Consider the following 23,045-nt stretch of genomic DNA (forward strand, 5'->3'; position numbering starts at 1 on the left):
CAGCTATTGCCGTTTCCTGCTCCAGGCGTGTGTGATTCCGTAAATAATCAGGACCCCTAAGCATCCCAGCACTCCGAATCTTCCGTTCCAGAAAATATCACCGCCACCTATCGTATAGAAAGCCAACGACGAAAAAATCAATCCCTGCAACAAGGCCGGGACAAAAAGCGTGCGGGTGCGGTGCAGCGCCGAAGCATAATAAAAAGAACAGATCACACACATCAGCAACACACATCCCATATACGCAATTCTTTCGCCCATCGACTGCCCGGCCGCAACGAATGCCACGACAGGAAGATTCCACACGCCCCATACCAAGCCGATAAAACAGTATTTTCCGAAACGCGTGACGGTCACATTGTGCTCCAAGAATCCCCGCCACGCAATCTCACCCGGCAATGCGCCTAACCATCCCACGGTAATTGCCCACACAAAGGCAATGAGGAGAGTCGTCCAATTTTGGGGAACGATCTTGCCCGCCCCTGACACACCCAACACGTTAGCAAAAAACAGCACGAGAGCGACGATCAGAACTGGGAACGCAATAGCCGTAAACACCGAATAGAAAACCGCTTTTTTCACATCGATCCCGCACAAAGTCAGGCGATATTGCCGAATGATCTGCTTCAGTCTCCATTTCTCCGTAATCAAAACTGCCAGTAAAGGCGTCAATACAAACAACAGGTATACAAGTTGATGCAACAACAAGTATCCCTTGAATCCCCCGTCACCGGGAGCTACGGCCACGGGAATCCGCCACCATATCCAGGCAACCGCTGCGGTTAGTAAAACCAACCAGATAAGAAAATGTAAAGTATTTTTATTCATAGCCTAAATTGTAATGTGTTGGTCTGGTTGAATCAATCACGAAATAATATGAATAAGAACCTCCGTCTCCGCTCGAAACCTGAATGGAAACCTGATATGGGACTCCGCTCACAGGAGGCGCCACATTACATTCGCCTCCCCATCCGAACAGTTGGAATGCAGTATTACTGGCATAACCGTACCCATTCGACATAGTAACTTGTCCCCACCCGATTACGGAATGGGTATAAACATTGAATTGGATGTTTGTGGCATCAACCGGAACATTCATTGTAAAATATAAGCGTTCAAAAACTGATTCGTTTCACGCACATCTTTCTGCATTTTGTCGTAAAACTCGTTTGAGATACCCAAACCCAAAGCTTGTTCACGCTTTAAATTGAGTACATACCGATTCACTTCAAAAGTGAGGTAATTGAAAGCGACTCGATTTGCCTCGTCAAGAGACAGCATCTGGCTGGTTTTCGTTTGAAAAGAAAGTTACTGATCCGCAACCTCTTGGGTAGCAATCATTTCGGAGTTCTCGCATGCGGCTATCGCACATGCACACAAGACAAAGAAGAATAGTTTTCCCATGGTGCAATAATTTTAGTGAGACAATATGGTTGATAAAACCTATCAAATCCTATCCATATATCTACTCAACACTACCAATGGCTGCATTGACAACCTATAGCACCTGATCAAACAATAAGATTAGTTATAAATATTATTGATATTATATATTTTTATAATGTTAACAATAATAATTAACAAATCAAAAATAAAAACAATGTTTTTTTTTTAATTTTAATACTTACCCCCTCCAACAGCGGTAATAAACCCCCAGAGGAAGAGCCTTGCCGAAAGAGTCGTTGAAATAGAGTTCACCGAATTGTTCCCCGGTAAAATCACCGACCAATTGGCGGACAGCCGTGCGGGCCAGCAACGCCGACAACCCCATCGAATAGAGGTTCAATACCAGAAAACCGTGCTCCGGATCGAGCAATTCTCCGCACAGGCGCAACAATTCGTTGAGATTCTCCTCCAGAATCCACTTCTCGCCGTCCGGTCCGCGTCCGTAGGCGGGCGGATCGAGGATGATCCCGCTGTATTTGCGGCCCCGCTTCACCTCCCGCCGGGCAAATTTCAACGCATCGTCGACAATCCAACGCACTCCGTCGAGTCCCGACGCCTCCATATTTTCGCGGGCCCACGACACGACCGGTTTCACCGAATCGACATGCGTCACCGATGCTCCGGCACTGCCGGCAGCTAGCGTCGCGCCGCCCGTATATGCAAACAGGTTCAGCACCTGCACGGCGCCGGAAACGTTTTCACCCGGCCGTCCCGCGACAGCGACCGCCGACCCCGGGTTTCCATTTCCGGCAGATGTTTCCGCAACCCTGTGCACTTGTCCCGCAATGAATTCCCAATTTGCAGCCTGCTCGGGAAAGATACCCACATGTTTGAAGGCAGTGAGGCCGAGCCGCAATTTCAAATCCATCGCGTCACTGCGATAGCCGATCCACCACTGCTGCGGCATCCCGTCGCGGAGCGTCCATTCGCCGCGTTCACCGCCCCGATCTCCACCGCGCGGATCCCGCCGGAAATAGGCGTCCGCCCGGCGGAGCCACTCTTTATCACCGAGCGATTTGTCCCATACGGCCTGCGGTTCGGGACGCGCAACCAAATAGCGGCCGAAACGCTCCAGTTTTTCGAAACCGCCGCAGTCTACCAGTTCGTAATCGTTCCATCCCTCCGGAATCAACAGTCCGACATCCATAATTTTATCTTTTTTTATCTTTTTTTCTTTCCCGTTCGTCTCATCCGCCGCGTTCCCGGGACTTGAACAGCGGACGGTGCAACCGGTACGATCCGGACACCAGCCCCACCGTGACCGGCAACCGGAGTCGCAGCCTCCTCCGCAACCGGGTCCGATCCCGGAGAGATTCCCCGGTAAACGACAGTCATCATGCAGCGGGTACAATCGAACTGCAATTCATAAAGGTGCTGTTCATGCCGCAGATACAGTTTTCCTTTATAGGCCGGATGCTCTTTCAGGCATGTTCCCATTTCCCGGCGCAGGCAATAGCGCATCCGCATCACGGAAAGATCCCGAAAATCGCGGCGCAGATCGTATCCCGGTTCGATGCGGGTCACCCCATGCTCGCGGTAGAAACGCTCGGCAAGCGAATTGACCACATTCTCCTCCCCGGTCAACACCTCTGCCGGAAACAGCACTTCCCGATGTTCGGAACGCCGTTCACGCCGCGGGAAGGTTTGCAGTCGCATCCCGTCGAGCCGGGCCACCGCCTCACGGCGCAGTTCATTGAGCAGTGAAATCGGAACAAAACGGACAGTATCCTGATCCACCTCTACCGAAACCACATCATAAATCGTATCGCCGGTTTTGGCGAGTTGCGTCCGGAGCGCCTGCAATGCCTGGTCGGGTTGCCGGGCCGGAGCGAATTCCCCGTGTCTGGCTACGGTGACCTGCATCCGTCCGTCGGAAAGCGCCAGTTCCGCCTCCGAAGGGCCTACCCTGACCGAAGCCGTCACCGGAATGGTGCGACGCAGGCGGCTGCGGCCCACTGCCGAAACGAACAAATGGTCGTAATTGCGATAGAGTTCCATACCGGGTACAATGCCGTCCATCCGGTTGGGCCACACCCACTCCCCGTCCGTACGGTTGATGTTCGTCCCGCCCGGGGCACCCGAAACCGTCACAAAGCAAATCCCGTCACCGGCGGACAAAGCCGTCCGGGACGGTAACCGGAAACTGTCCCGTCGCACGTCAATGACCTTCCCGAGCGGCTCCCCGAACGCCTTCGGCGTATCGAACGAAGCTACTCCGCCGTGTACTCCCCCGAGGAAATAAGCGGTCGCCCCCCGGGAAAAGCTCTTCGCCGGGTTCGGCTCGAATTCCAAGGTGGAGATACCCTCCGACGCCCGGCGCAGGTCATCGCGCCGGGCCAGTATCCCGTCCAGCTTACGACGGTACCAGCCGACCACATTACGGACATAATTCTCATCCTTGAGACGCCCCTCGATCTTGAACGACGTAACGCCGGCCCCGATCAACTCTTCAATTTGTCCGGTCGCGTTCATATCCTGCAGCGAAAGCAGGTGACGGTTCCGTTCCAGCGGCCGCATCCGTTCGTCGAGCAAATCGTAAGGCAGCCGGCACGACTGCGAACAATCGCCGCGGTTCCCGCTGCGCGGCCCCATCGTACGGCTCATGTAACAACGCCCGCTGTACGAAACGCAAATCGCTCCATGCACGAACGTCTCGATCTCGACATCGGCGGCCCGGGAAAGCCGGCCGATCTCCCCGAGCGACAGTGCGCGCTCCAGAATCACACGCGTAAAACCCGCTTCGGAGAGGAAACGAACGCGCTGCGGATCGGTATTGCACACCTGCGTCGAAGCATGCAATTCGACCGGAGGCAACTCCATCCGAAGGAAGGCCATATCCTGCACGATCAACGCATCGGCTCCCGCATTCCACATCCGGCATGCGATACGCTCCGCATCGGCCAATTCCTGTTCATAAAGCAGCGTGTTCATCGCCACATAGACCTTCGCTCCGAAACGATGGGCGAGGTCACACAACCGGACGATCTCCTCCTCGGGAACACCCGCCGCCGAACGCGCGCCGAAACGCGGTGCGCCCACGTACAGCGCATCGGCACCGCACAAAATAGCCGCACGTCCCTGTTCATAATTCTTGGCAGGGGCTAACAACTCGATGGTTCGCAACTTGCGGGACGACATTTCGGACATCGTTCGGAAGGAATATCAGGGAAAAATACCTAATTTTGCATATTTACAGCACACAAAGGTAGCGAAATTTGCACAGACCGCCGCCACGGCGCGCGACATCTAAACCGTACGGACATCATTATGGGCAGCAGGGGATCATTCGGAAGCAGGTTCGGCGTCATCGCCGCAGTGAGCGGATCGGTTATCGGTCTGGGCAACATCTGGAGATTCCCTTACGTGGCCGGCGAGAACGGCGGCGCAGCGTTCATCCTGATCTATATCGCGTGCAGCTTCCTGATTTCGATCCCGCTGATGCTCTCGGAATTCAGCCTCGGCCGCAGTTCGAAGCGCAACACCAAACGTGCGTTCCAGAAGCTCGCCCCGGGCACCCGTTGGAACTATGTGGGCTATATGGGTATCTTCTGCGCCTTTATCCTGCTGTCGTTCTATTGCGTCATTGCCGGCTGGGCGCTCGAATTCATCAAAGAATCGGTCCTCAACGAGTTCGCAGGTAAAAGCGCGGCGCAAATCAGTGAAAATTTCAACGGTTTTATCGCCAGCGGATGGCGGCCGGTGGTGTGGATGGGCGTTTTCATGCTGTCAACGGCCTTCATCGTCTGGTCCGGAATCGAAAAAGGAATCGAACGCTATACCAAGATTTTCATGCCGGTCTTTATCGTCCTGCTCGCCGCGCTGGCCATCAACTCCCTGACGCTGCCCGGCGCGCGCGAAGGGATAGGCTTCCTGCTGCGTCCCGATTTCAGCAAGATTACCGGCGCGACGATCCTCAAGGCGATGGGCCAGTCGTTTTTCTCGATGAGCCTCGGGTTGGGCTGCATGATCACCTACGGCTCCTACATCCGCAAAGGCGAAAACCTGCCGAAAGTGGCATCGATGGTGGCCCTGTCGGATATGTCGGTCGCAATCCTGTCGGGTATCGCCATTTTCCCGGCGGTTTTTTCGTTCGGCATCAGCCCCACCTCGGGTCCGGAACTGGTTTTCCTGACGCTGCCGAATATTTTCGCGCAGATGCCCGGCGGCTACTGGATCGCGATCGTATTCTTCGTACTGCTGTTCCTCGCCGCAATCACCTCGTCGATCTCGATGTTCGAAGTCATTGCCGCCTACCTGACCGAAGAGTTGCGGATGAGCCGGCCGAAAGCCGTAGTCGGCGTACTGGTCACGATCCTGGTAACGGGTTCCCTCTGCGCGCTGTCGCAGCGTCCCGGCTCCTCGCTACACATCGGCAGCATGAACCTGTTCGACCTGTGCGACTACCTCAGTTCGAACGTCCTCATGCCGCTGGGCGGCCTGCTGATCGTGATTTTTACGGGTTGGGTATTTTCGCCCGAAAAACTGCGCAACGAGCTGACCAACAACCTGACCGTAAACCTGTGGTGCTATCCGGCCATCCGCCTGCTGATCCGGTTCGTCGTTCCGGTGGTCATCACACTGCTGTTCCTCACGCAGATCGGAATCCTGTAAACCCGCAATGAAAATCCGGGCTGGGAAACCGCCTGCCGCCGGAACCGGCTTCGAATCCGGATTACAATATAGTCCCGACAGCTGTTATAAAAACCCGTAACCACGTCCGGAACACGTGTGTTCCGAAACCTAACCGACCCGAATCAAGATGATCACCTTTCTAATCTGCTTCGCCGTACTCGTGGGAGCCTACTTTATTTACGGCCGCTACCTCGAACGGACAATCGGCGCCGATCCCGACCGCGAACCGCCCTGCAGGAGCCGTTATGACGGCGTAGATTACCTGCCGCTCCCGAAATGGAAAACCTTTCTGATCCAGTTGCTGAACATCGCCGGACTGGGCCCCATTTTCGGCGCGCTGCTCGGTGCGATGTACGGACCGGTAGCCTTCCTGTGGATTACGTTGGGAGGCATCCTGATCGGCGGTCTGCACGACTACGTATCAGGTATGATCTCGATGAAAATGGGCGGCCTGAGCCTGCCTGAAATCGTCGGCCGCTACCTCGGTCCTGTGATGAAACAGTCGATGCGCGCAGTCACCCTGCTGTTGATGGTACTGGTCGGTGCCGTCTTTCTGGTCGGACCGGCGGGGATCTTGCAAGGCATGACCGGAATGAACCAAAGCACCTGGATCTGGATCATCCTGCTCTATTATATCCTGGCCACATTGCTCCCGATCGACAAGATCATCGGACGCATTTATCCCCTTTTCGGGGCCGCGCTCTTTTTCATGGCTCTCGGAATCCTTTACGTTCTGCTTTTCGACGCTTATACAATCCCGGAACTATCGGCCGGGAACTGGCATAATTTCAAAACCGACGCCGCGCGTTTCCCGATTTTTCCCACGCTGTTCATTACCATCGCATGCGGAGCCGTATCGGGTTTTCACGCCACCCAGTCGCCGCTTATGGCGCGTTGCCTGCAAAATGAGCAACAAGGCAAACCGGTCTTTTTCGGCGCCATGATCTCCGAATCGCTGATCGCACTGGTCTGGGCCGCAGCAGGTATGGCCTTCTGGGGCGGACCGGAAGAGTTGAACACGACGCTCGCGGAACACGGCGACAATGCGGCATGGGCCGTCAATGAAATCACCCGCACGACGCTCGGCAAATTCGGCGCCGTACTGGCTCTGCTGGGCGTGGTCGTCGCACCGATCACCAGCGGGGATTCGGCCTTCCGAAGCGCCCGGCTGATCGCCGCAGATTTCCTGCACCTCGAGCAACGTGCGATCCGGCGGCGGCTTTACATCAGCATTCCGCTGTTCGTCGTGGGGTTCGCGATTACGCTGATGAATTTCGGCGTCATCTGGCAATACTTCGCCTGGGTCAACCAGACCCTCGCGGCCGTGACGCTATGGACGATCACGGTTTATCTGACCGTCCGGCATAAGAATTTTTGGATCGCCCTACTGCCGTCGATCTTTATGACGCAAGTGGTAACGCTCTATATCCTGATCGCCCCCGAAGGGCTGCTGCTGCCTTATTGGACCGGATTCGGAATTGCCAACGCAATCAATGCGTTCATCACGATCCTGTTCTTCCGCTACCGGATTCGGCGGTGCAACGACATCTTCCCGGAAAACGAAGGGGATGAAGGGGATGAAGAGGATAAGGAGCATGAAGATTCCCCTGTCGACAACAGGAACGGATCGGAGCTCCCCATTCGGTAATCCGTCCCGGATCAAACCGATAGTGCCAAACCGATCCTACAGCATGAACACACCGCACGGTCCCGGGATTTTCCGTGCAACAGCATGGACACTTTGCCTGGAGACCGGGACCTTCCGTTCAACAGAACAGAAGCAACCGCCGCTCCCTAACGGTAACTCACGCTGTTCGCACCACATGTAAACTCAGCGGTAATAAACCGGTTGAAAATCGAGGTCGTGCCGCCTGCCGATGGGGATGTTCATGCCCAGGTTGAAGCTGGCTGTCGCCCGGCCCGTCGGGATCCACTGCGGGGTCACGCGGGTGACCATGTAGTCGGAGCCGAAAAAGAGCGTCACGCCTTTGGGTGTAAAGTTCAGGAGCCAGCCCCACCCGAGCCCGTAATTGGTCGCCGAACCGGTCACCGTCGCATTGAACCAGCGGCAGGGACGGAAATTGGCCGACAACATTCCTTCGGTCCAGACCCGGGGCATATAAAAACGTGTCGTCGAAAGCAGACCGAATGAGATTTTCCGGTCGAGGACGGCGTATTCGAGCCCGACATTCACCGTAGGGTGCAGCATGCGCGTAAGATGCTCTGGCGCCGGAGTGTCATAAAAACGGAACAGATCGCGCAGGTCGTCCTTAAGCCTGTTCCACTGCTCTTTGAACGAGCCCGGATTGTTGGGATCGTCCACAACGATATTACTGAAACCGTCGAATATAAACGGTTCGTTCTGCATTGTCCCGCGCAGGTTCTTGAACCACGACAGGAAACCCAGGTCGTTTACCCCGGCCGACAGCGTGAGGTGATCCTCCACCAATTCGTAACTCATCCCCAGATCGATGGCCAGTCCCCAGCCCCCTACTCCGGGATTGCGGTAATCGAGTTTATTGATTTCGCCGTCGGACTTCGTCTCGAACGACGCGCCGGCGGCCGACAAGTCGAAATACCCCTGTGCGTCGACCTCCCATTTGTTCTGGTTCATGACCACATTCATCCGGTCGATGTGCGTCCGTGCGCTGCCGGCCCCGAGCAGTACTTTCAGCTTTCCTCCCAATGTCAGGCGGTCGTTTACCGGATGGGCATGCCCCAATCCGATCTCGACATAATTATCGGTCTGCAACATCAGGTCGCGCATCTGATAGGAGCTCCCTTCGGGGGCGTCCATTCCCAGTTTCATAAAACGGAACAGGCTGCCGGGCAAGTCGATATCCGAGCTCGACCGCACGGCGATATCGATCGTATTGAAACCGCTCCACGCATAAAAAGCCGAGGAGAGCAGCGACACGTCGGCATCGACTTGTACCGCGTTGCGGTTCTTGATCCGGCCGAGGAACGTTTCGGCCGAAACGATCGGGTTCATAAAAGTAGTCAGCCGTCCGTCGGGCAGCGGATACAGGAAGGCGGTCAGCCCTACGTTCGACTGGGTAGCCACGTTGATATTGCCGATCGCAGGTATGCTGATATAGCCTCGGTCGCTCACCAGTGCGGGGTTCAGCCGGTGCCGCATCGGCATGCTTTCGAGGAAATAGGAGGTACGGAGCGTCTGGGCCGGAGCCAGAAACGGCACGACGGCGCATCCCATCAGGCAGGCCCCGCACAAAAACGTACGGAGTATTCTATTGTTCATTCGTCTTTTCATTCGGCAACTCCATTAAAGATCATCCAAATCCATGATCAGTCCACCCGGTACCCGCAGTTTCATCCGCACCTGTACATACTGCCGCGGCGTCGCCGGAATACCTGCCGAGGCCTCGTTGTTCCCGGCGGTAATTTCCAAAATCAACCCGTCGAGCCGGGCCAGCGCTCCTGCCTGCGTTTCACGGATCACCACATCGAACGACGATGACACAGGCGTATCGCCGCCGTCTCCCGGGGCTATCGTCCCGGGAGCGGACACCTCGACGCCCTGCAACGGCTGCTTCTGACCGTCCACGGCAATCGCGGCAGCCTGCAAGGTGAGCGGCACCGTATTGTCCACGGTAGCCAATATCTTAATTTCCTGAACCTTGTCCACGAAATCCCGGATATCCTTGGCCAGATTATCCACCGTGTCGCGGTACAGGATCGACAACTGCGGCCCGAAGGTCATCGGCACGCAAAGTTCATAATCGATCCGGATCTGGTAAGCAGGCACCGTCAGGTCGACCCGCTGCAGAGTCCCGGGGACAAGAGCGGGCTGCACATCCAGCAGGATCGAATCGGGTACCGTCCGGATCAAGGCAGGCAGGTTCGGCGCCTCGACGAACATGTATCCGTCGGGCATGACCGAAGCATCTTTGGCTATACGGAATACCGATAAAACAGCCCCTCCGGGCGTCCCGGCCTCCCGGACGCGCATCGCCACATTACTGCTTCCGGCCGGATTTTCCTGGTTACCGACCATCGGCATCAGCCCCAGGAAGACATCGACCTGCATCCCCAGCGGATTGGCGACCCCCAGGTTGATATAAGGATTCACGTCGAGCACGGTTCCCGCCTCGCGCAGGAAAGCGGGAATATCCTGCAATCCGAGCCACTGCTGCACATGCGGCAACTCCGGTTCCACATGCCCTTCGACGAGTTTGACTTGCATATCGCCGATCGTCAGCGCGGGCTGGAGCACGACACCGGTCAGATCACCGCCGCCGGGCGCTATATCCGTAATGCGCAAACTGCCCGACAACTCGACGGGATCGTCCAGCTGTACAGTACCGTCGGTTACCAGCAGCGGATCGAAAACCATTGCTGTAATCCCAACGCTGCAAACATATCCACCTGCCGCCGCAAACTCATCGTTGATCACCAATTCATGTCCTCCGCCGGCCAGGACGATATAAGGAGGAAAAGTGACCCGCAAGTTTTCGAAACGCATCCGGTTTACCACGCCCGACACCCCCGAAACATCGAACACGACCCGCGCTTCGACCGGGGCGGAAAACGTCACCCTGCCGACAGATTTCACCTCATCCGGAATATCGGCGCTGATCTTCACATCGCCCCGGCTCGCAATCGGTGCGGCGGGCAATTCGCCGGTTCCGGGCGTTCCCGAACCGGACGGCGGCAACACGCCCGTTCCGAAATCCGGCCGGATTTCAGACAATGCGAAAGGGTGAGTCCTGAAAGTCACCGGAACGATCCCCGCTACATCCATCTGCACGTCGTCACGTTTGAGCAACGCATAGGTGCCATCCGGCATAACCGTAAGGTCATCTTCATCGGAACCTATCAACTTTTCGAGCGTAATCTTCTCGGTCTCCCCGACCGGAATCGTCAGCTCTTTGCCTCCGACACCGACACTCAGGTCCAGATCACCTTTCAGGTCATAGCGATGGTCCACACATCCGGTCGCCGTGACGAGACAAACCGCAACACCGCAGCACAGCAACGCCAAAGCCTCCCGGCGCAAATATCCGTATCGGTAAATCATATTCGGGTTTATTGGGAATTCAGGGGATATACAAATTGGTACATTCGTCGCATTTATTATCCCAAATGCGCTCAAAAATAGTCAAAAAATCAGGTTAATTCCGATCTTGTTGTAATTTATTTTCGTCCAACCCGCGCCCTCCCCCGTTCCTCCCGAACGTTTACGCGGGTCGTCCGGCCCCGATTTCCAAAATAAACACTATCTTTGTCGCCCGGAACACCAACCAAATTTTCAGCGAAATGGCTCTACAATGCGGCATCGTAGGACTGCCCAACGTCGGCAAGTCGACACTCTTCAACTCGCTTTCGAATGCAAAGGCACAGGCGGCGAACTTCCCTTTCTGTACGATCGAACCCAATGTGGGGGTTATCACCGTTCCCGACGAACGGTTGGTCAACCTCGCCAAGATCGATAATCCGAAGAAGGTGATCCCGACTACCATCGAGATCGTGGACATCGCCGGACTGGTCAAGGGCGCTTCGAAAGGCGAGGGTCTCGGCAACAAGTTCCTTGCGAATATCCGCGAAACCGACGCGATCATCCATGTGCTGCGCTGTTTCGAAAACGATAACATCACGCATGTGGACGGCACCATCGACCCGGTGCGCGACAAAGAGATCATCGACACCGAACTGCAGCTCAAGGACCTCGAAACGATCGAGAGCCGCATTGCGAAAGTGCAGAAACAGGCCGTCACGGGAGAAAAATCCGCCAAACGCCTTTTCGAAATTTTCCAACAATACAAAAACGTCCTCGAACAGGGCAGGAGCGCACGCACGGTCGTACTCGACAAGGAAGACCGCAAACTGGTACGGGATCTGCACCTGCTGACCGACAAACCGGTGCTTTACGTCTGCAACGTCGACGAGAAGAGCGCCGTAAACGGGAATGCCCATGTAGACGCGGTACGGGAGGCGATCAAGGAAGAAAATGCGGAACTGCTGATCGTGGCAGCGGCGACCGAAGCCGATATTGCAGAGTTGGAAACCTACGAAGAACGGCAAATGTTCCTCGAAGAGGCGGGACTCACCGAATCGGGCGTCAGCCGCCTGATCCGCTCGGCCTATACGCTGCTGAACCTCGAAACCTATTTTACCACGGGTCCCGACGAGACCCGGGCATGGACCTACACGAAAGGGATGAAAGCCCCGCAGGCGGCAGGCATTATCCACACCGACTTTGAAAAGGGATTTATCCGCGCCGAGGTGATCAAATACGCCGACTACACCGCACTGGGCTCGGAAAAAGCCTGCCGGGAAGCGGGCAAAATCTCCGTGGAGGGCAAAGAGTACGTCGTGCAGGACGGCGACATCATGCACTTCCTGTTCAACGTCTGAGCAGTCTTACAGGTTTTTCAGCGCATAATTCGAAGCGAACCAGTAATCTTTCGGGTTGCGGATGCCGAAGGCGTCGCGCAGTCCGCCGTAGCTATCCTGCAAGATAGAGACGCCGGGGCCGTTGTTGGCTTCGATCACGACAGGGCCGTCCGGCGTATAGGCGATATCCCAACCGATGTATTTAATCTTGTTGAGCTTTTGGGCCGAAAGCGTCACAAAACGGGATAACTCCTCCCAGTACGGGAACGTATAATCCCCGAAAACGAAACCGGTATCGGGATGCTTCTCATGGACCCGACCGTCGAAAGCGTAAGCCCGGGCAGCGAATTTGCCCGTCACGGCGTCGACCTGCATATAAAGGCCGCCGGAGCTGGCATTATCCACCTGCATGGCGCCCTGGCCCACCCTCAACAGGGAGAACAGGATCGACACGCTGTTTTTCTCGTTCCTGGTAACGATCCGAAACGTACAGATCGCATGCGGATAAATGGCAGCCATCTCGGGATGAGGGACCAAGCCCTCTTCGACGATCCACTCGTCTCCTTTCAACTCTTCCACATACGCCGCATCCAAAAGGCGCCCGTCCGGCGTGCGCAAATACCTCCCTTCACGCAGATCGAACACTTCGATTCCCTTACCGCCCACACCGAAAGTCGGTTTGACGAACAGCCGGCCCACACCGGAAGCCTGAATCCGGGCCAACACCCGTTCAACCGTGCAGGGATTTTCCCCTCCGTCGAACAATACCCCATCGCTGACGGATAACAACACCCGGGGATGGTTGATCCCATACCCCCGGCACAGCGACGCAAAAAGCCGCTTGTCTTCGCACAGCACGTTCCGTTCGTTGAATGACTGCGGATAGAAAAGGAAATAGGCAAAATAATCGGGGATATAGGCCTTCATCTGCTCCATCGAAAGCGGACAGTCCTTGCGGTAGAGACGGTAACGGATATACTGGAACGGATAGGTTTTCCAATAGCGCTGCAAACAGCGCATCTCCCTGCGGATCCGCGCCGGACTTTTCTTGTCCGCACATCGTTCGAATTCCGCATATTCCGCCCGGTAGTAATCCCGGTAATACGCCCGGTGCTGACGCTCCGAACTCTTTTTAATAAAAAAATAGAGGTATTTTTTCAACATGGCTGGTCGAAATATGTTTCTCCGGCAAAACAAATGTAGAAAAATGTTTCTGAAACGCAACATCCCCGCGATCATAGCGATTGGCGCTTTTTTTACTATTTTTGCAACGGCTTCGCCCGTGTCCGTTTTTTGACGGCGCTCCCGGGCAGGCCGACCGGCCGAACGACATTCCAAAGGGCGTTTTCGCCGGAATTAACCGAACACAACACTGAAAAACCGATATGGAACGCAAAGTAAGAGTCCGCTTCGCCCCGAGTCCCACCGGCCCGCTGCATATGGGCGGCGTACGCACGGCGCTGTACAACTACCTTTTCGCCCGCCAGCGAGGCGGTGATTTCATCCTGCGCATCGAAGACACCGACTCGCACCGTTTCGTGCCGGGCGCAGAAGCTTACATCATGGAAGCGCTCAAATGGTGCGGTATCACCATTAACGAAGGAGTCAGCGAAGGAGGCCCCCACGCCCCCTACCGCCAAAGTGAACGGAAAGAAATATACCTGAAATATGCCCTGCAACTGGTCGAATCGGGAAACGCCTATTATGCTTTCGACACGCCCGAAGAGCTCAATGCTATCCGCGCCGAAGCCGAAGCGGCGGGTAACACTTTCGCCTACAACTACGAAGTACGCGGAAAACTGGCCACCTCGCTGGCCCTCCCGCCCGACGAGGTACAGCGCCGCATCGAGCGTGGCGACCAATGGGTGATCCGTTTCCGAATGCCCGAAAACGAAGAGGTGGAGATGCACGACCTGATCCGCGGCGACGTGGTGGTGAACACCTCGACGCTCGACGACAAAGTACTCTATAAATCAGCTGACAGCCTGCCCACTTACCACCTCGCCAACATCGTGGACGACCACCTGATGGAAATTACCCATGTCATCCGCGGCGAAGAGTGGCTGCCGTCGCTGCCGTTGCACTACCTGCTCTACCGGGCCTTCGGTTGGAGCGAAACGCAACCCGATTTCGCACACCTGCCACTACTGCTGAAACCCACCGGAGGCGGCAAGCTCAGCAAACGCGACGGCGATAAGATGGGATTCCCGGTCTTTCCGCTGCGCTGGGTCTCTCCGCAGGGAGAGGTGTCGCACGGCTACCGGGAGGACGGCTATTTCCCGGAAGCGTTCATCAACATGCTCGCGCTGCTGGGCTGGAATCCAGGCACGGAACAGGAGCTGTTCACGATGGACGAGTTGATCGCGGCCTTCTCGCTGGAACGCGTAAGCAAGAGCGGTGCACGGTTCAACCCTGAAAAAGCCCGCTGGTTCAATGCCCAATACCTCAAACAGAAATCAGACGCGGAACTGGCCGCCCTGTTCCGCCCGGTACTGACCGAAAAGGGTATCGAGGCTTCCGACGGGAAAGTCGAACAGGTGATGGGCCTGATGAAAGAACGCGCCACGTTCGTCAGCGAACTGTGGGAGCTGACCTCATTCCTGTTCGTCGCCCCGGACGATTACGATCCCAAGGCTGCCGCCAAGTTCTGGAAAGGCGACAACCCGGCCCGCATCCGGGGGCTGCGCGACCTGCTCGCAACCGTTACGGACTTCGGAAAGGAAAACACCGAAAAGAGCGTAATGGAATGGATCGCGGCAAACGAATATCCGACCGGACAGGTGATGAATGCGTTCCGACTCGCAATCATCGGCAAAAGTACAGGACCCAGCATGTTCGAAGTGTGTGAGATTCTCGGCCGTGACGAAACGCTCCGCAGGCTCGACGCCATCCTCACCAAACTGGGCACAGGGGAAAATGCCTAAACAGCAAGCACAATGCTGCCGGAATATGTAACGCTTTAAAAGGCCATCGCAATGCGGATGGCCTTTTTCACACACACCATGTCGGGTATTTTAGCGAAAGGCCTCGTAATTCGGGATAAATTCGTTAATTTTATCCCAGCAAAATTTTCCCGAACCCAATCGAAACATCCGACTTATGAGAAAAATATCCGCACGACTGCTCTCGTTGTGCGCGCTCTGGTTCGCCGCCCAGCAGCCCGCCGCCGCCCAGCATACCCAACGGTTCAACGGCTGGCCCACCGCCGCCACTGCACAGGAATTGCCCGCAGGTTTCGTCGCGCCCCCGGCCGGGTACGGCAACGTACCCTTTTTCTGGCTCAACGGCGACACGCTCCGGCGCGACCGCATGAGCGACATCCTCGATACGCTCGCCACATCGGCCACATCGGGCTTTTCGGTAAGCTATATCCACAAAAACGCCAACATCGACTCCGTCGAACACAAAAGCGGCTACGGGATGTTCGGACACACCGAGCCGGGCGAACCGAAAGTCTTCTCGCCGGCCTGGTGGGAGTTCTGGAACTGGTTTTCAGGCGCCTGTGCCGATCGGGGCATGGGCCTGGGCTTGGACGACTATACGGTAGGCTGGTACGGGAACGGCTACTATCCCGATGAGGTATACAACCAGCCAAAGTACAAAAATTACCAGGGCAAACTCGACATCACGGCCCATCCGGTGGCCGCCGGAGCGACTCTCACCCTCACACTTCCCGAACATACGGTCAGCGTCGTCGCCCTGCCGGAACACAACCAGAAAGAGAAACCGATCGATCTCACCGCCACCACCGGTGCCGGAAAACTGACCTGGACAGCTCCCTCCTCGGCCAAGTCCTATACCGTCTATGTCACGGCCACGCAGCCCGACTACCTGCTGCACCCCGACAACGGGAAAGAGCTGGTCGAGGTCTATTTCGACCGTTTCGAACAGAACATGAACCAAAAGGGGCGCGACGGCATGAACTACTTCTTCCAGGACGAGCTCCTCTACCCGCTCACGATCCTTTCGTGGGCCGAAGATATGCCTGCCCAGTTCCGGGACCGGAAAGGCTACGACATCCTTCCCTACCTGGCAGCCCTGAAGTACGACATCGGCGACATCACGGCCAAGATCCGTCTCGATTACTGCGACGTGGTGATGACACTGGCCGAGGAGCGCTATTTCAAGCCCATCTTCGACTGGAACGACTCGCGCGGACTGATCTACGGCTGCGACAATATGGGGCGAGGTAAACAGCCGCTCCACTACCTCGACTATTTCCGGGCGACCAGTTGGTTTACCGCACCGGGCAACGATGCCCCGGCACGCGGTTCCAGTTTCATCCAGACCAAGGTTTCGAGTTCGATCGCCCACCTCTACGAGCGGCCCCGCACATGGCTCGAAGCGTTCCACAGCATGGGCTGGGGCAGCAAAACGGAATGGCTCACCGAACAGATCGACCACCATTTCCTCGCAGGCGGCAACCTCGTCTGCATGCATGGGCTCTACTACTCGACCCACGGCGGCTGGTGGGAGTGGGCCCCCCCGTGCTTCCATTACCACATGCCTTACTGGCCGCACATGAAAAAATGGCTCGAATACACCGAGCGGGTCAGCTACCTGATGAGCCAGGGCCACCACGTCTGCGACATCGCGATCCTCTACCCCACCGAGACATTGCAGGCGTTCTCACCGGACAAGCCCTACGACGATCAATACAATTTCTCGTACATCATGGAGCTGAGCAACGCCGGATTGGATTACGACCTGATCGACAATCGCTCGTTGGTGAAGGCCGATATCAAAGACAAAGCGCTGCACGTCAGCGGTGAGAGCTACAAGATACTCCTGATCAAAGACATTCGCGCTTTGCGCTACGAAGCGCTGCTCAAGCTGCGGGACTTTTACCGCGGCGGCGGGATCGTGCTGGCCATCGGCGATCTGCCCGAAGCGAGCGACCGGGCCGGATCGAACGACCCGGAAGTCAACAAAATCGTCAAAGAAATATTCGGGATGACCGCCGCACAAACCGAAACGATCGCGGTCAAAGCCCAGAAAAACCCGACCGGAGGCGTAGGTTTTTACCTCAATACCACCGAGGACATGGTGCCGCTGATCCACCGCACGATCACGCCGGATTTCCGTGCAGGGACGAAAGGCGGCAAAGTCCTGCACCGCCGGACGGACGACCGCGACGTTTACATGGTGATGAATGTCGAACCGGGTACCGACTGCTTTTTCCGGGCCAAAGGGAACGCCCAGTTGTGGAACGCTTTCGACGGGACGATGCAGCCGCTTCCGGTAAAACGCGTCACCGGCGAAGGAACCGTCATCCGGTTGGACACGCCCTACAACCGCTCGTCGCTCGTAGTCTTCTCGCCCGGTGAACCGGTGTCCGATACCGTTTCACAGACTGAGAAACCGCCTCAGGAGATTATCCCGGTAGAGGGCGAATGGGAAGTGGAGATGTTACCGACGCTGGACAATAAGTGGGGCGATTTCCGCCTGCCTGCGACCGATGAAAAGATCGGTCCCGAGGCTCGCCGCTTCCGCTTCATACCGCTGCGCGCATTGGGCAAAACCAAGACGTGGATGCAACCCGCCTACAACGACTCTACGTGGTCGGTGGGCACTTACGGATTCGGAGCCCCGATGGAAGTGCTCGTCGACGGCTCGTCGCAAAAGGCCGACGGACTGGCTGCGGCGGTATTCAACGGTACGCTCGCCGACTGGAAGCCTTACAGCTTTTCGTGGCAGTACGGGGTCGAGAACAACCCCGGTTCGCAGGGCTATCACGGACTGAAAGGACGCGTAGACAACAACTTCCTGATCCTCGACAAGGGACGGAACATGCTTTTCCGTACGCAGTTCTATGCGCCTGAAACGGATTTTTACGTCCTCATCACCGGCAACGTCACTCCCGAGGGTATTTATATCGACGGGGAAAACATCCGTTCGGAAGATATCGTTTCGCGCGAAGGCCCGAACGGCCAGCGCGAGACACGTTACACGGTCAACCTGCGCAAAGGCTGGCACTCGCTGCTGCTCGTCTTTACGAACACGACCGACCAGCCGCTGCACCAAGAACCGTATGACCTGCTCGACCGGCGCACGCGCAGTACGGCGGTGATCCTGCCGCTCGCTGACACGGCTGTAAAGGAAAACACGCCTTACGACGACATCGTTGCGATGAAATGGTACCGATCGAACCGGCTCACGTTCGATCCCAACGCCGGGCGGCCGCAAAAAACCATCTACCGCTTCGAAACCGTGCCCGGCCTCTCGTCCCTGCGGCTCGACCTGGCAGGACACCTTGAAAAAGCCTGGGTGGACGGTATGGCGATCAATGCCAAGACCAATATCCGGACGAAAGGCGACGGACGGTATGAAATCGTGTTGCCGGTAACCTTCCCGCGCACCAGCGAAATGACGCTGCAAATCACTCCCGATCCGGGTGCGGGCGGTACCGCCGTATTCCGTGAACCGGTCAGGTTCATCTGCGGCAAGGGCGTGATGAATGCGGGCGACTGGAGCAAGAACGGTGCACTGCTCTACTACTCGGGTGGCATGTACTACCGAAAAACCGTCGAATTGAACGAGCAGCAGATCGCGCGCGGTGTGACGCTCGACCTGGGCAAAGTGTCGGCGAGCTGCGAAATCAAGGTAAACGGCAAAGACGCTGGTATCCACATCTATTCGCCCTTCAGCGCCGACATCACCCCATATCTGCACCCCGGCGAAAACCGGATCGAAGTATTGGTCTACAGTACGCTGGCCAACCACTACCAGACCAGCCCCACCCCCTATAAAGGCGATCCGGAAGCAGGCCTGATAGGGCCGGTACGGCTGATCGTCGGCGGAAAATAAATACGGCAGGTCGGTGGATCTCCGCGAATCCTGTTGAAAACAGAAAACGGTCAACAGGCACAGGGGTAAAAACGCTGAGGCGGATCAAAATCGAAGGGAGGCATTCATGCCTCCCTTCGATTTATGTATTTTTCATGAATTACAAACAGTACCCTATCGATGCACCGTAAACGATCGCCAATGTCCCTTCGATCGTTCGGCCTGCGCCCTGTCAGGCCGTTTCCCTTTTCGCACGGCGCATACTGAAGGCGACGATCAGGCTCGCGAAGCCGACGAACAGGAAAATCGCGGCCAGCAGGTAAGCGACGGGCAGCAGGCCGAAACGTTCGTCGATAATCATCAAAAAGCCGAAAACCATCAACAGTACGCCGATTACGGCATAGCCGCTCCAGTCACGCGAACGGTTGCGCCGCCACGAAAGCGCGTCGATCAGGTACATCAGTCCCCGGATAAAGACCCATATCCCGATAATGACCGGAATCAGCGCAGCAGAAATCATCGGATGGATCAACATGACCAAACCGAACAGTACGTCGACAATTCCTTCGAAAAGCCGCCAGCCCCAGCCGCCGGCCGACATATTAGAGAAAGCGAAGGCCAGAGACATAATACCTGTCGCCAGCGCGATCAGGCCGATGTAAAGCGCCACGGAAAGCAAAGCGGTCATCGGGTATGCCAGAGAGACGAAGCCCAACACCAAAAACAGCAGACCGCCCACGAGCAATAACCACCAATGTTTGAGAATATCTTCCATAAGAACCGTTTTTAGTTTTTGATACTGAGTGCTCTCGTACAAGAACATTGCCAAAAACAGGTATTTTTCCGGACCGGATTTTTAAATATGAAGAATTAATCGTATTTTTGCGGACTGTTTAACTTTTTTAAAACATTTAGTAGAATGCCTAAGATGAAAACGAATTCGGGCGCTAAGAAGCGTTTCGATTTCACGGGAAGCGGCAAAATCAAGCGCAAACACGCTTACAAAAGCCACATCCTGACCAAGAAAACCACCAAACAAAAACGCAACCTGACCTATTCGGGTCTCGTCGCACCGGCCAACGAAGCTGCCGTCAAACTGCTTCTGGTAAAGTAGTCCGCTACTCTGCCGACACGTTAAACCAAGAGTGCCCGTGCCCCAAAGAGTGTGGGAGAACCACGCCGCCGACCACTCGTAAAACTTTCACATTATGCCAAGGTCAGTCAATGCTGTAGCATCAAGAGCCAGAAGAAAAAAAGTTTTAAAACTTGCCAAAGGTAACTTTGGTTCAAGGGGAAATGTCTGGACGGTCGCCAAAAATACCGTCGAGAAAGGTCTTACCTACGCCTATCGCGACCGTAAGAACAAAAAACGTCAGTTCCGCAGCCTGTGGATTCAGCGTATCAACGCCGGTGTCCGCGCTTACGGAATGACTTACTCGGAATTTATGGGCAAAGTCAACGCCAAAGGGATCGCACTCAACCGCAAGGTACTTGCCGACCTGGCGATGAACAACCCCAAAGCATTCGAAAAAGTTGTAAAAACAGTTAAATAGTTACAAAGCCGCTTCTTTTTAGAGCGGCTTTTTTGTCTGTACTTTTGTATGAAAATCCCCGGCTCTTTCAGAGAACCGGGGATTTCTTTTTTCACTCGCATCTATTCCAATCCCGGAGCCACGAGATTATTTTCATTGTTTTGCAATACACAAAGGCAAAAAACGGATAATCGCGGAACCTCAGTCCGGCAGGATCAAGCAACGTGCCACCGCGAAACAAAGGACCCACCGCCGCCCCAGACTATCCGAGATAAAGGATCGCGAGCAGAGAACCGACCGACACTACCGCCCAAAGCAACACCCCCAGCAGGAGGGGTTTGAAACCGACCGCCCGGATCTTCTCAACCGAAAGGCTCGATCCGATCAGGAAAAGCGTTACCACCAACGCGGCCTTAGACACCGTAACGAGCTGCGTATTGAACATCCCTACGAACGGCAGGTAACTGTTCAGTAGCATCGCCACGATAAAGAACCCAATGAACCACGGAATCGAAACTTTTTTACCCGAACTCCGGAACAACAACGCCGAAAGCAGCGACACGGGAATGATCCACAGCGCACGGGCCAGTTTCACGGTCGTCGCGACATTCAGTGCTTCGGAACCATAAGCCGACGACGCTCCAACTACCGAGCTGGTATCGTGAATCGCAATAGCGCTCCACAGGCCGAACTGGTGCTGTGTCAGGCCCAGCCAATGTCCCAGCAACGGGAACAACAGCAGCGCGACGGAATTGAGCAGGAACACGACGCCGAGCGACACCGAGGTCTCCTTCTCATTAGCCTTGACCGCAGGAGCCACCGCAGCAATCGCGCTTCCCCCGCAGATTGCGGTCCCCGATGCGACCAGATGCGACATTTTGCGGCGCATATGAAACCACCGTCCGATAACATAGCCGAGAACCAGCACCGTACTGATCGAAGCGATCGTAAGCCAAAGTCCCTCCCGCCCGACCTGCAGGGCGCTATGGATATTCATACCGAAACCAAGTCCGACGACCGATGCCTTCAGCAGCATGCCGGTCGCTTTACCGCTCAGTTTCGGGAAAGGATGCCCCAGCAGAAATGTAAAAAGGAATCCCCCCAGCAACGCGACCGGTGCCGACAAATAAGGCGTTGCGCACAATACGATACAGAAAAAGAACAGGGCCTTGCGCGCGGCGGGCGGCAGAATTTTCTGCTTGGCGGCCTGTTGAGCGGAACGTTTGGTTGATTTGGCCCGGAGGGCGGCGACATTGGAAGTCAGTACGGCAGAATTTGCTGACATTGGGATCATGTTTGATTTCACGGCGCAAAAATAGGCCGTGAAGGCTCCCGATGCCAATCACTAAAAGTTGTAGGCTATAACTTCCGGTTATAATGATTCAGGCAGAATTGTTTGAAAAGATCGGTCAGTCGGCTGCGCTGGCCGTGGGCCGTGACAAAACTGAACCGGCGGACCAGTTCCATATCGCCCACCTCGACCACCCGCAGCCGGTTGGCCGCCAACTCGTCCAGCACAGCCTGCACCGAAACGAACGCGAACGTATCGGAATAAAACAGGTAATGCTTGATACTCTCGGTACTGCCCAACTGCATCTCGATGTGCAACTGCCGCAACGACAAGCCGTGCCGGGAGAGCTCCCGGGAGAGCACGTCGAGCGTTCCGGAACCGTTTTCACGGATAACCAACGGCAAGGCGGGCAAGTCCGCGGCTGTAATCTCCTCACGGGTAAAAGAGGTGTTCGAGGCCGAAGTCACCAGCACCAATTCGTCATCCATGAAGAGTTCGTAATGCAGCGCGGGATTCGATGCGGTCCCTTCGATCATGCCGAAATCCAGCTTACCGTCGGCGATCTGCCGTTCGATCTGTTCGGTATTCCCGTTAAAAAGCGTAACGCGAACATCGGGATAGAGCTTGCGGAATTTCGCCAGCAAGCCGGGCAACACGTATTGCGACAGCGTTGTACTCGCCCCGAGGCGGATTTCACCCGAAAAGGCCCCCTGCTCCTCGACAAAAGCATCACGCAGCTCTCCGTACAACGCCAGAATGCGGTTCGCATATTCGAGCAGCCGGACGCCGTCGTCGGTCAGGGAGATCCGGTTGCCGTGACGCAGGAAGAGCGGTTTACCCAACAACCGTTCCAACTCGTTGATCTGCTTGGTGACGGCCGGCTGCGAAATGAGCAGTTCGGCCGCAGCTTTCGTAAAACTGAGCCGGTCGGCGACGGTCTTAAAGACTTTCAGGCGGAAATCGGTCAACATAGCTTCCCAAGGTTAAAAAATCGAATCGGTTGT

The 23,045-nt window shown here is 55.8% G+C and carries 16 protein-coding genes; 7 read left to right on the forward strand and 9 right to left on the reverse strand.

Going from position 1 to position 23,045, the window contains the following annotated elements:
- Positions 1-3: 3 nt before the first annotated feature.
- From NQ495_RS03975 to NQ495_RS03985, 3 genes are all read right to left on the reverse strand, one after another.
- Positions 4-828 (reverse strand): hypothetical protein, encoded by an 825-nt coding sequence (locus tag NQ495_RS03975; protein ID WP_009134246.1) that lies wholly within the window; start codon positions 826-828, stop codon positions 4-6.
- A 796-nt stretch (positions 829-1,624) separates the two neighbouring features.
- Positions 1,625-2,593 carry a class I SAM-dependent methyltransferase gene (locus NQ495_RS03980; RefSeq protein ID WP_009134244.1) on the reverse strand — a complete coding sequence of 323 codons (969 nt, stop codon included), beginning with the start codon at positions 2,591-2,593 and terminating at the stop codon, positions 1,625-1,627.
- 14 nt (positions 2,594-2,607) lie between these two features.
- Positions 2,608-4,593, reverse strand: coding sequence for a peptidase U32 family protein (locus tag NQ495_RS03985; RefSeq protein WP_009134243.1), 1,986 nt, complete (start codon positions 4,591-4,593; stop codon positions 2,608-2,610).
- 120 nt (positions 4,594-4,713) lie between these two features.
- Here NQ495_RS03985 and NQ495_RS03990 point away from each other — a divergent pair, with 120 nt between their 5' ends.
- The gene (locus NQ495_RS03990) at positions 4,714-6,057 is read left to right on the forward strand and encodes a sodium-dependent transporter (RefSeq protein ID WP_009134242.1); all 1,344 of its coding nucleotides are present in this window, start codon (positions 4,714-4,716) and stop codon (positions 6,055-6,057) included.
- Positions 6,058-6,205: 148 nt separating this feature from the next.
- Positions 6,206-7,726 carry a carbon starvation CstA family protein gene (locus NQ495_RS03995; RefSeq protein ID WP_009134241.1) on the forward strand — a complete coding sequence of 507 codons (1,521 nt, stop codon included), beginning with the start codon at positions 6,206-6,208 and terminating at the stop codon, positions 7,724-7,726.
- A 183-nt stretch (positions 7,727-7,909) separates the two neighbouring features.
- On the opposite strand, the gene NQ495_RS04000 is transcribed toward NQ495_RS03995, so the two are convergent.
- Both NQ495_RS04000 and NQ495_RS04005 read right to left on the reverse strand, forming a co-directional pair.
- On the reverse strand, positions 7,910-9,337 hold the full coding sequence (locus NQ495_RS04000) for a DUF5723 family protein (protein ID WP_009134240.1): 1,428 nt from the start codon (positions 9,335-9,337) through the stop codon (positions 7,910-7,912).
- A gap of 24 nt (positions 9,338-9,361) precedes the next feature.
- On the reverse strand, positions 9,362-11,116 hold the full coding sequence (locus NQ495_RS04005) for a hypothetical protein (RefSeq protein ID WP_009134239.1): 1,755 nt from the start codon (positions 11,114-11,116) through the stop codon (positions 9,362-9,364).
- Between the two features lie 239 nt (positions 11,117-11,355).
- Between NQ495_RS04005 and ychF the strand changes: the two genes are divergently transcribed.
- Positions 11,356-12,453: a redox-regulated ATPase YchF gene (gene ychF, locus NQ495_RS04010; protein ID WP_009134238.1), complete on the forward strand. Its 1,098-nt coding sequence runs from the start codon at positions 11,356-11,358 to the stop codon at positions 12,451-12,453.
- 6 nt (positions 12,454-12,459) lie between these two features.
- Here the strand turns inward: ychF and NQ495_RS04015 are convergent, their stop codons facing one another.
- Positions 12,460-13,596 carry a sugar-transfer associated ATP-grasp domain-containing protein gene (locus tag NQ495_RS04015; protein ID WP_050808001.1) on the reverse strand — a complete coding sequence of 379 codons (1,137 nt, stop codon included), beginning with the start codon at positions 13,594-13,596 and terminating at the stop codon, positions 12,460-12,462.
- 221 nt (positions 13,597-13,817) lie between these two features.
- On the opposite strand from NQ495_RS04015, the gene gltX reads away from it, so the two are divergent.
- On the forward strand, positions 13,818-15,356 hold the full coding sequence (gene gltX, locus NQ495_RS04020; protein ID WP_009134236.1) for a glutamate--tRNA ligase: 1,539 nt from the start codon (positions 13,818-13,820) through the stop codon (positions 15,354-15,356).
- Positions 15,357-15,531: 175 nt separating this feature from the next.
- Complete coding sequence (locus NQ495_RS04025) at positions 15,532-19,239, forward strand: glycosyl hydrolase (protein ID WP_009134235.1); 3,708 nt, start codon at positions 15,532-15,534, stop codon at positions 19,237-19,239.
- A gap of 211 nt (positions 19,240-19,450) precedes the next feature.
- On the opposite strand, the gene NQ495_RS04030 is transcribed toward NQ495_RS04025, so the two are convergent.
- Positions 19,451-19,993, reverse strand: coding sequence for an HdeD family acid-resistance protein (locus NQ495_RS04030; protein ID WP_009134234.1), 543 nt, complete (start codon positions 19,991-19,993; stop codon positions 19,451-19,453).
- A gap of 144 nt (positions 19,994-20,137) precedes the next feature.
- On the opposite strand from NQ495_RS04030, the gene rpmI reads away from it, so the two are divergent.
- Together rpmI and rplT are read left to right on the forward strand one after the other, a co-directional pair.
- Positions 20,138-20,332: a 50S ribosomal protein L35 gene (gene rpmI, locus NQ495_RS04035; protein ID WP_009134233.1), complete on the forward strand. Its 195-nt coding sequence runs from the start codon at positions 20,138-20,140 to the stop codon at positions 20,330-20,332.
- A 94-nt stretch (positions 20,333-20,426) separates the two neighbouring features.
- The gene (rplT, locus tag NQ495_RS04040; protein WP_009134232.1) at positions 20,427-20,771 is read left to right on the forward strand and encodes a 50S ribosomal protein L20; all 345 of its coding nucleotides are present in this window, start codon (positions 20,427-20,429) and stop codon (positions 20,769-20,771) included.
- 241 nt (positions 20,772-21,012) lie between these two features.
- Here rplT and NQ495_RS04045 read toward each other — a convergent pair whose 3' ends face one another.
- Positions 21,013-22,035: a YeiH family protein gene (locus tag NQ495_RS04045; protein ID WP_009134231.1), complete on the reverse strand. Its 1,023-nt coding sequence runs from the start codon at positions 22,033-22,035 to the stop codon at positions 21,013-21,015.
- A 74-nt stretch (positions 22,036-22,109) separates the two neighbouring features.
- Positions 22,110-23,012 carry a LysR substrate-binding domain-containing protein gene (locus NQ495_RS04050; RefSeq protein ID WP_009134230.1) on the reverse strand — a complete coding sequence of 301 codons (903 nt, stop codon included), beginning with the start codon at positions 23,010-23,012 and terminating at the stop codon, positions 22,110-22,112.
- Between the last annotated feature and the right edge of the window lie 33 nt (positions 23,013-23,045).

It is taken from the genome of Alistipes indistinctus YIT 12060 (assembly GCF_025144995.1).
Classification (GTDB): Bacteria; Bacteroidota; Bacteroidia; order Bacteroidales; family Rikenellaceae; genus Alistipes_A; species Alistipes_A indistinctus.

Coding starts and splice junctions, on each gene's coding strand:
- gltX (WP_009134236.1), top strand. CDS start 13,818: ATGGAACGCAAAGTAAGAGTCCGCTTCGCCCCGAGTCCCACCGGCCCG.
- ychF (WP_009134238.1), top strand. CDS start 11,356: ATGGCTCTACAATGCGGCATCGTAGGACTGCCCAACGTCGGCAAGTCG.
- NQ495_RS04045 (WP_009134231.1), bottom strand. CDS start 22,035: ATGTCAGCAAATTCTGCCGTACTGACTTCCAATGTCGCCGCCCTCCGG.
- NQ495_RS04015 (WP_050808001.1), bottom strand. CDS start 13,596: ATGTTGAAAAAATACCTCTATTTTTTTATTAAAAAGAGTTCGGAGCGT.
- NQ495_RS03985 (WP_009134243.1), bottom strand. CDS start 4,593: ATGTCCGAAATGTCGTCCCGCAAGTTGCGAACCATCGAGTTGTTAGCC.
- rpmI (WP_009134233.1), top strand. CDS start 20,138: ATGCCTAAGATGAAAACGAATTCGGGCGCTAAGAAGCGTTTCGATTTC.
- NQ495_RS04000 (WP_009134240.1), bottom strand. CDS start 9,337: ATGAACAATAGAATACTCCGTACGTTTTTGTGCGGGGCCTGCCTGATG.
- NQ495_RS04050 (WP_009134230.1), bottom strand. CDS start 23,012: ATGTTGACCGATTTCCGCCTGAAAGTCTTTAAGACCGTCGCCGACCGG.
- NQ495_RS04005 (WP_009134239.1), bottom strand. CDS start 11,116: ATGATTTACCGATACGGATATTTGCGCCGGGAGGCTTTGGCGTTGCTG.
- NQ495_RS03975 (WP_009134246.1), bottom strand. CDS start 828: ATGAATAAAAATACTTTACATTTTCTTATCTGGTTGGTTTTACTAACC.
- NQ495_RS03980 (WP_009134244.1), bottom strand. CDS start 2,593: ATGGATGTCGGACTGTTGATTCCGGAGGGATGGAACGATTACGAACTG.
- NQ495_RS03995 (WP_009134241.1), top strand. CDS start 6,206: ATGATCACCTTTCTAATCTGCTTCGCCGTACTCGTGGGAGCCTACTTT.
- NQ495_RS03990 (WP_009134242.1), top strand. CDS start 4,714: ATGGGCAGCAGGGGATCATTCGGAAGCAGGTTCGGCGTCATCGCCGCA.
- NQ495_RS04025 (WP_009134235.1), top strand. CDS start 15,532: ATGAGAAAAATATCCGCACGACTGCTCTCGTTGTGCGCGCTCTGGTTC.
- NQ495_RS04030 (WP_009134234.1), bottom strand. CDS start 19,993: ATGGAAGATATTCTCAAACATTGGTGGTTATTGCTCGTGGGCGGTCTG.
- rplT (WP_009134232.1), top strand. CDS start 20,427: ATGCCAAGGTCAGTCAATGCTGTAGCATCAAGAGCCAGAAGAAAAAAA.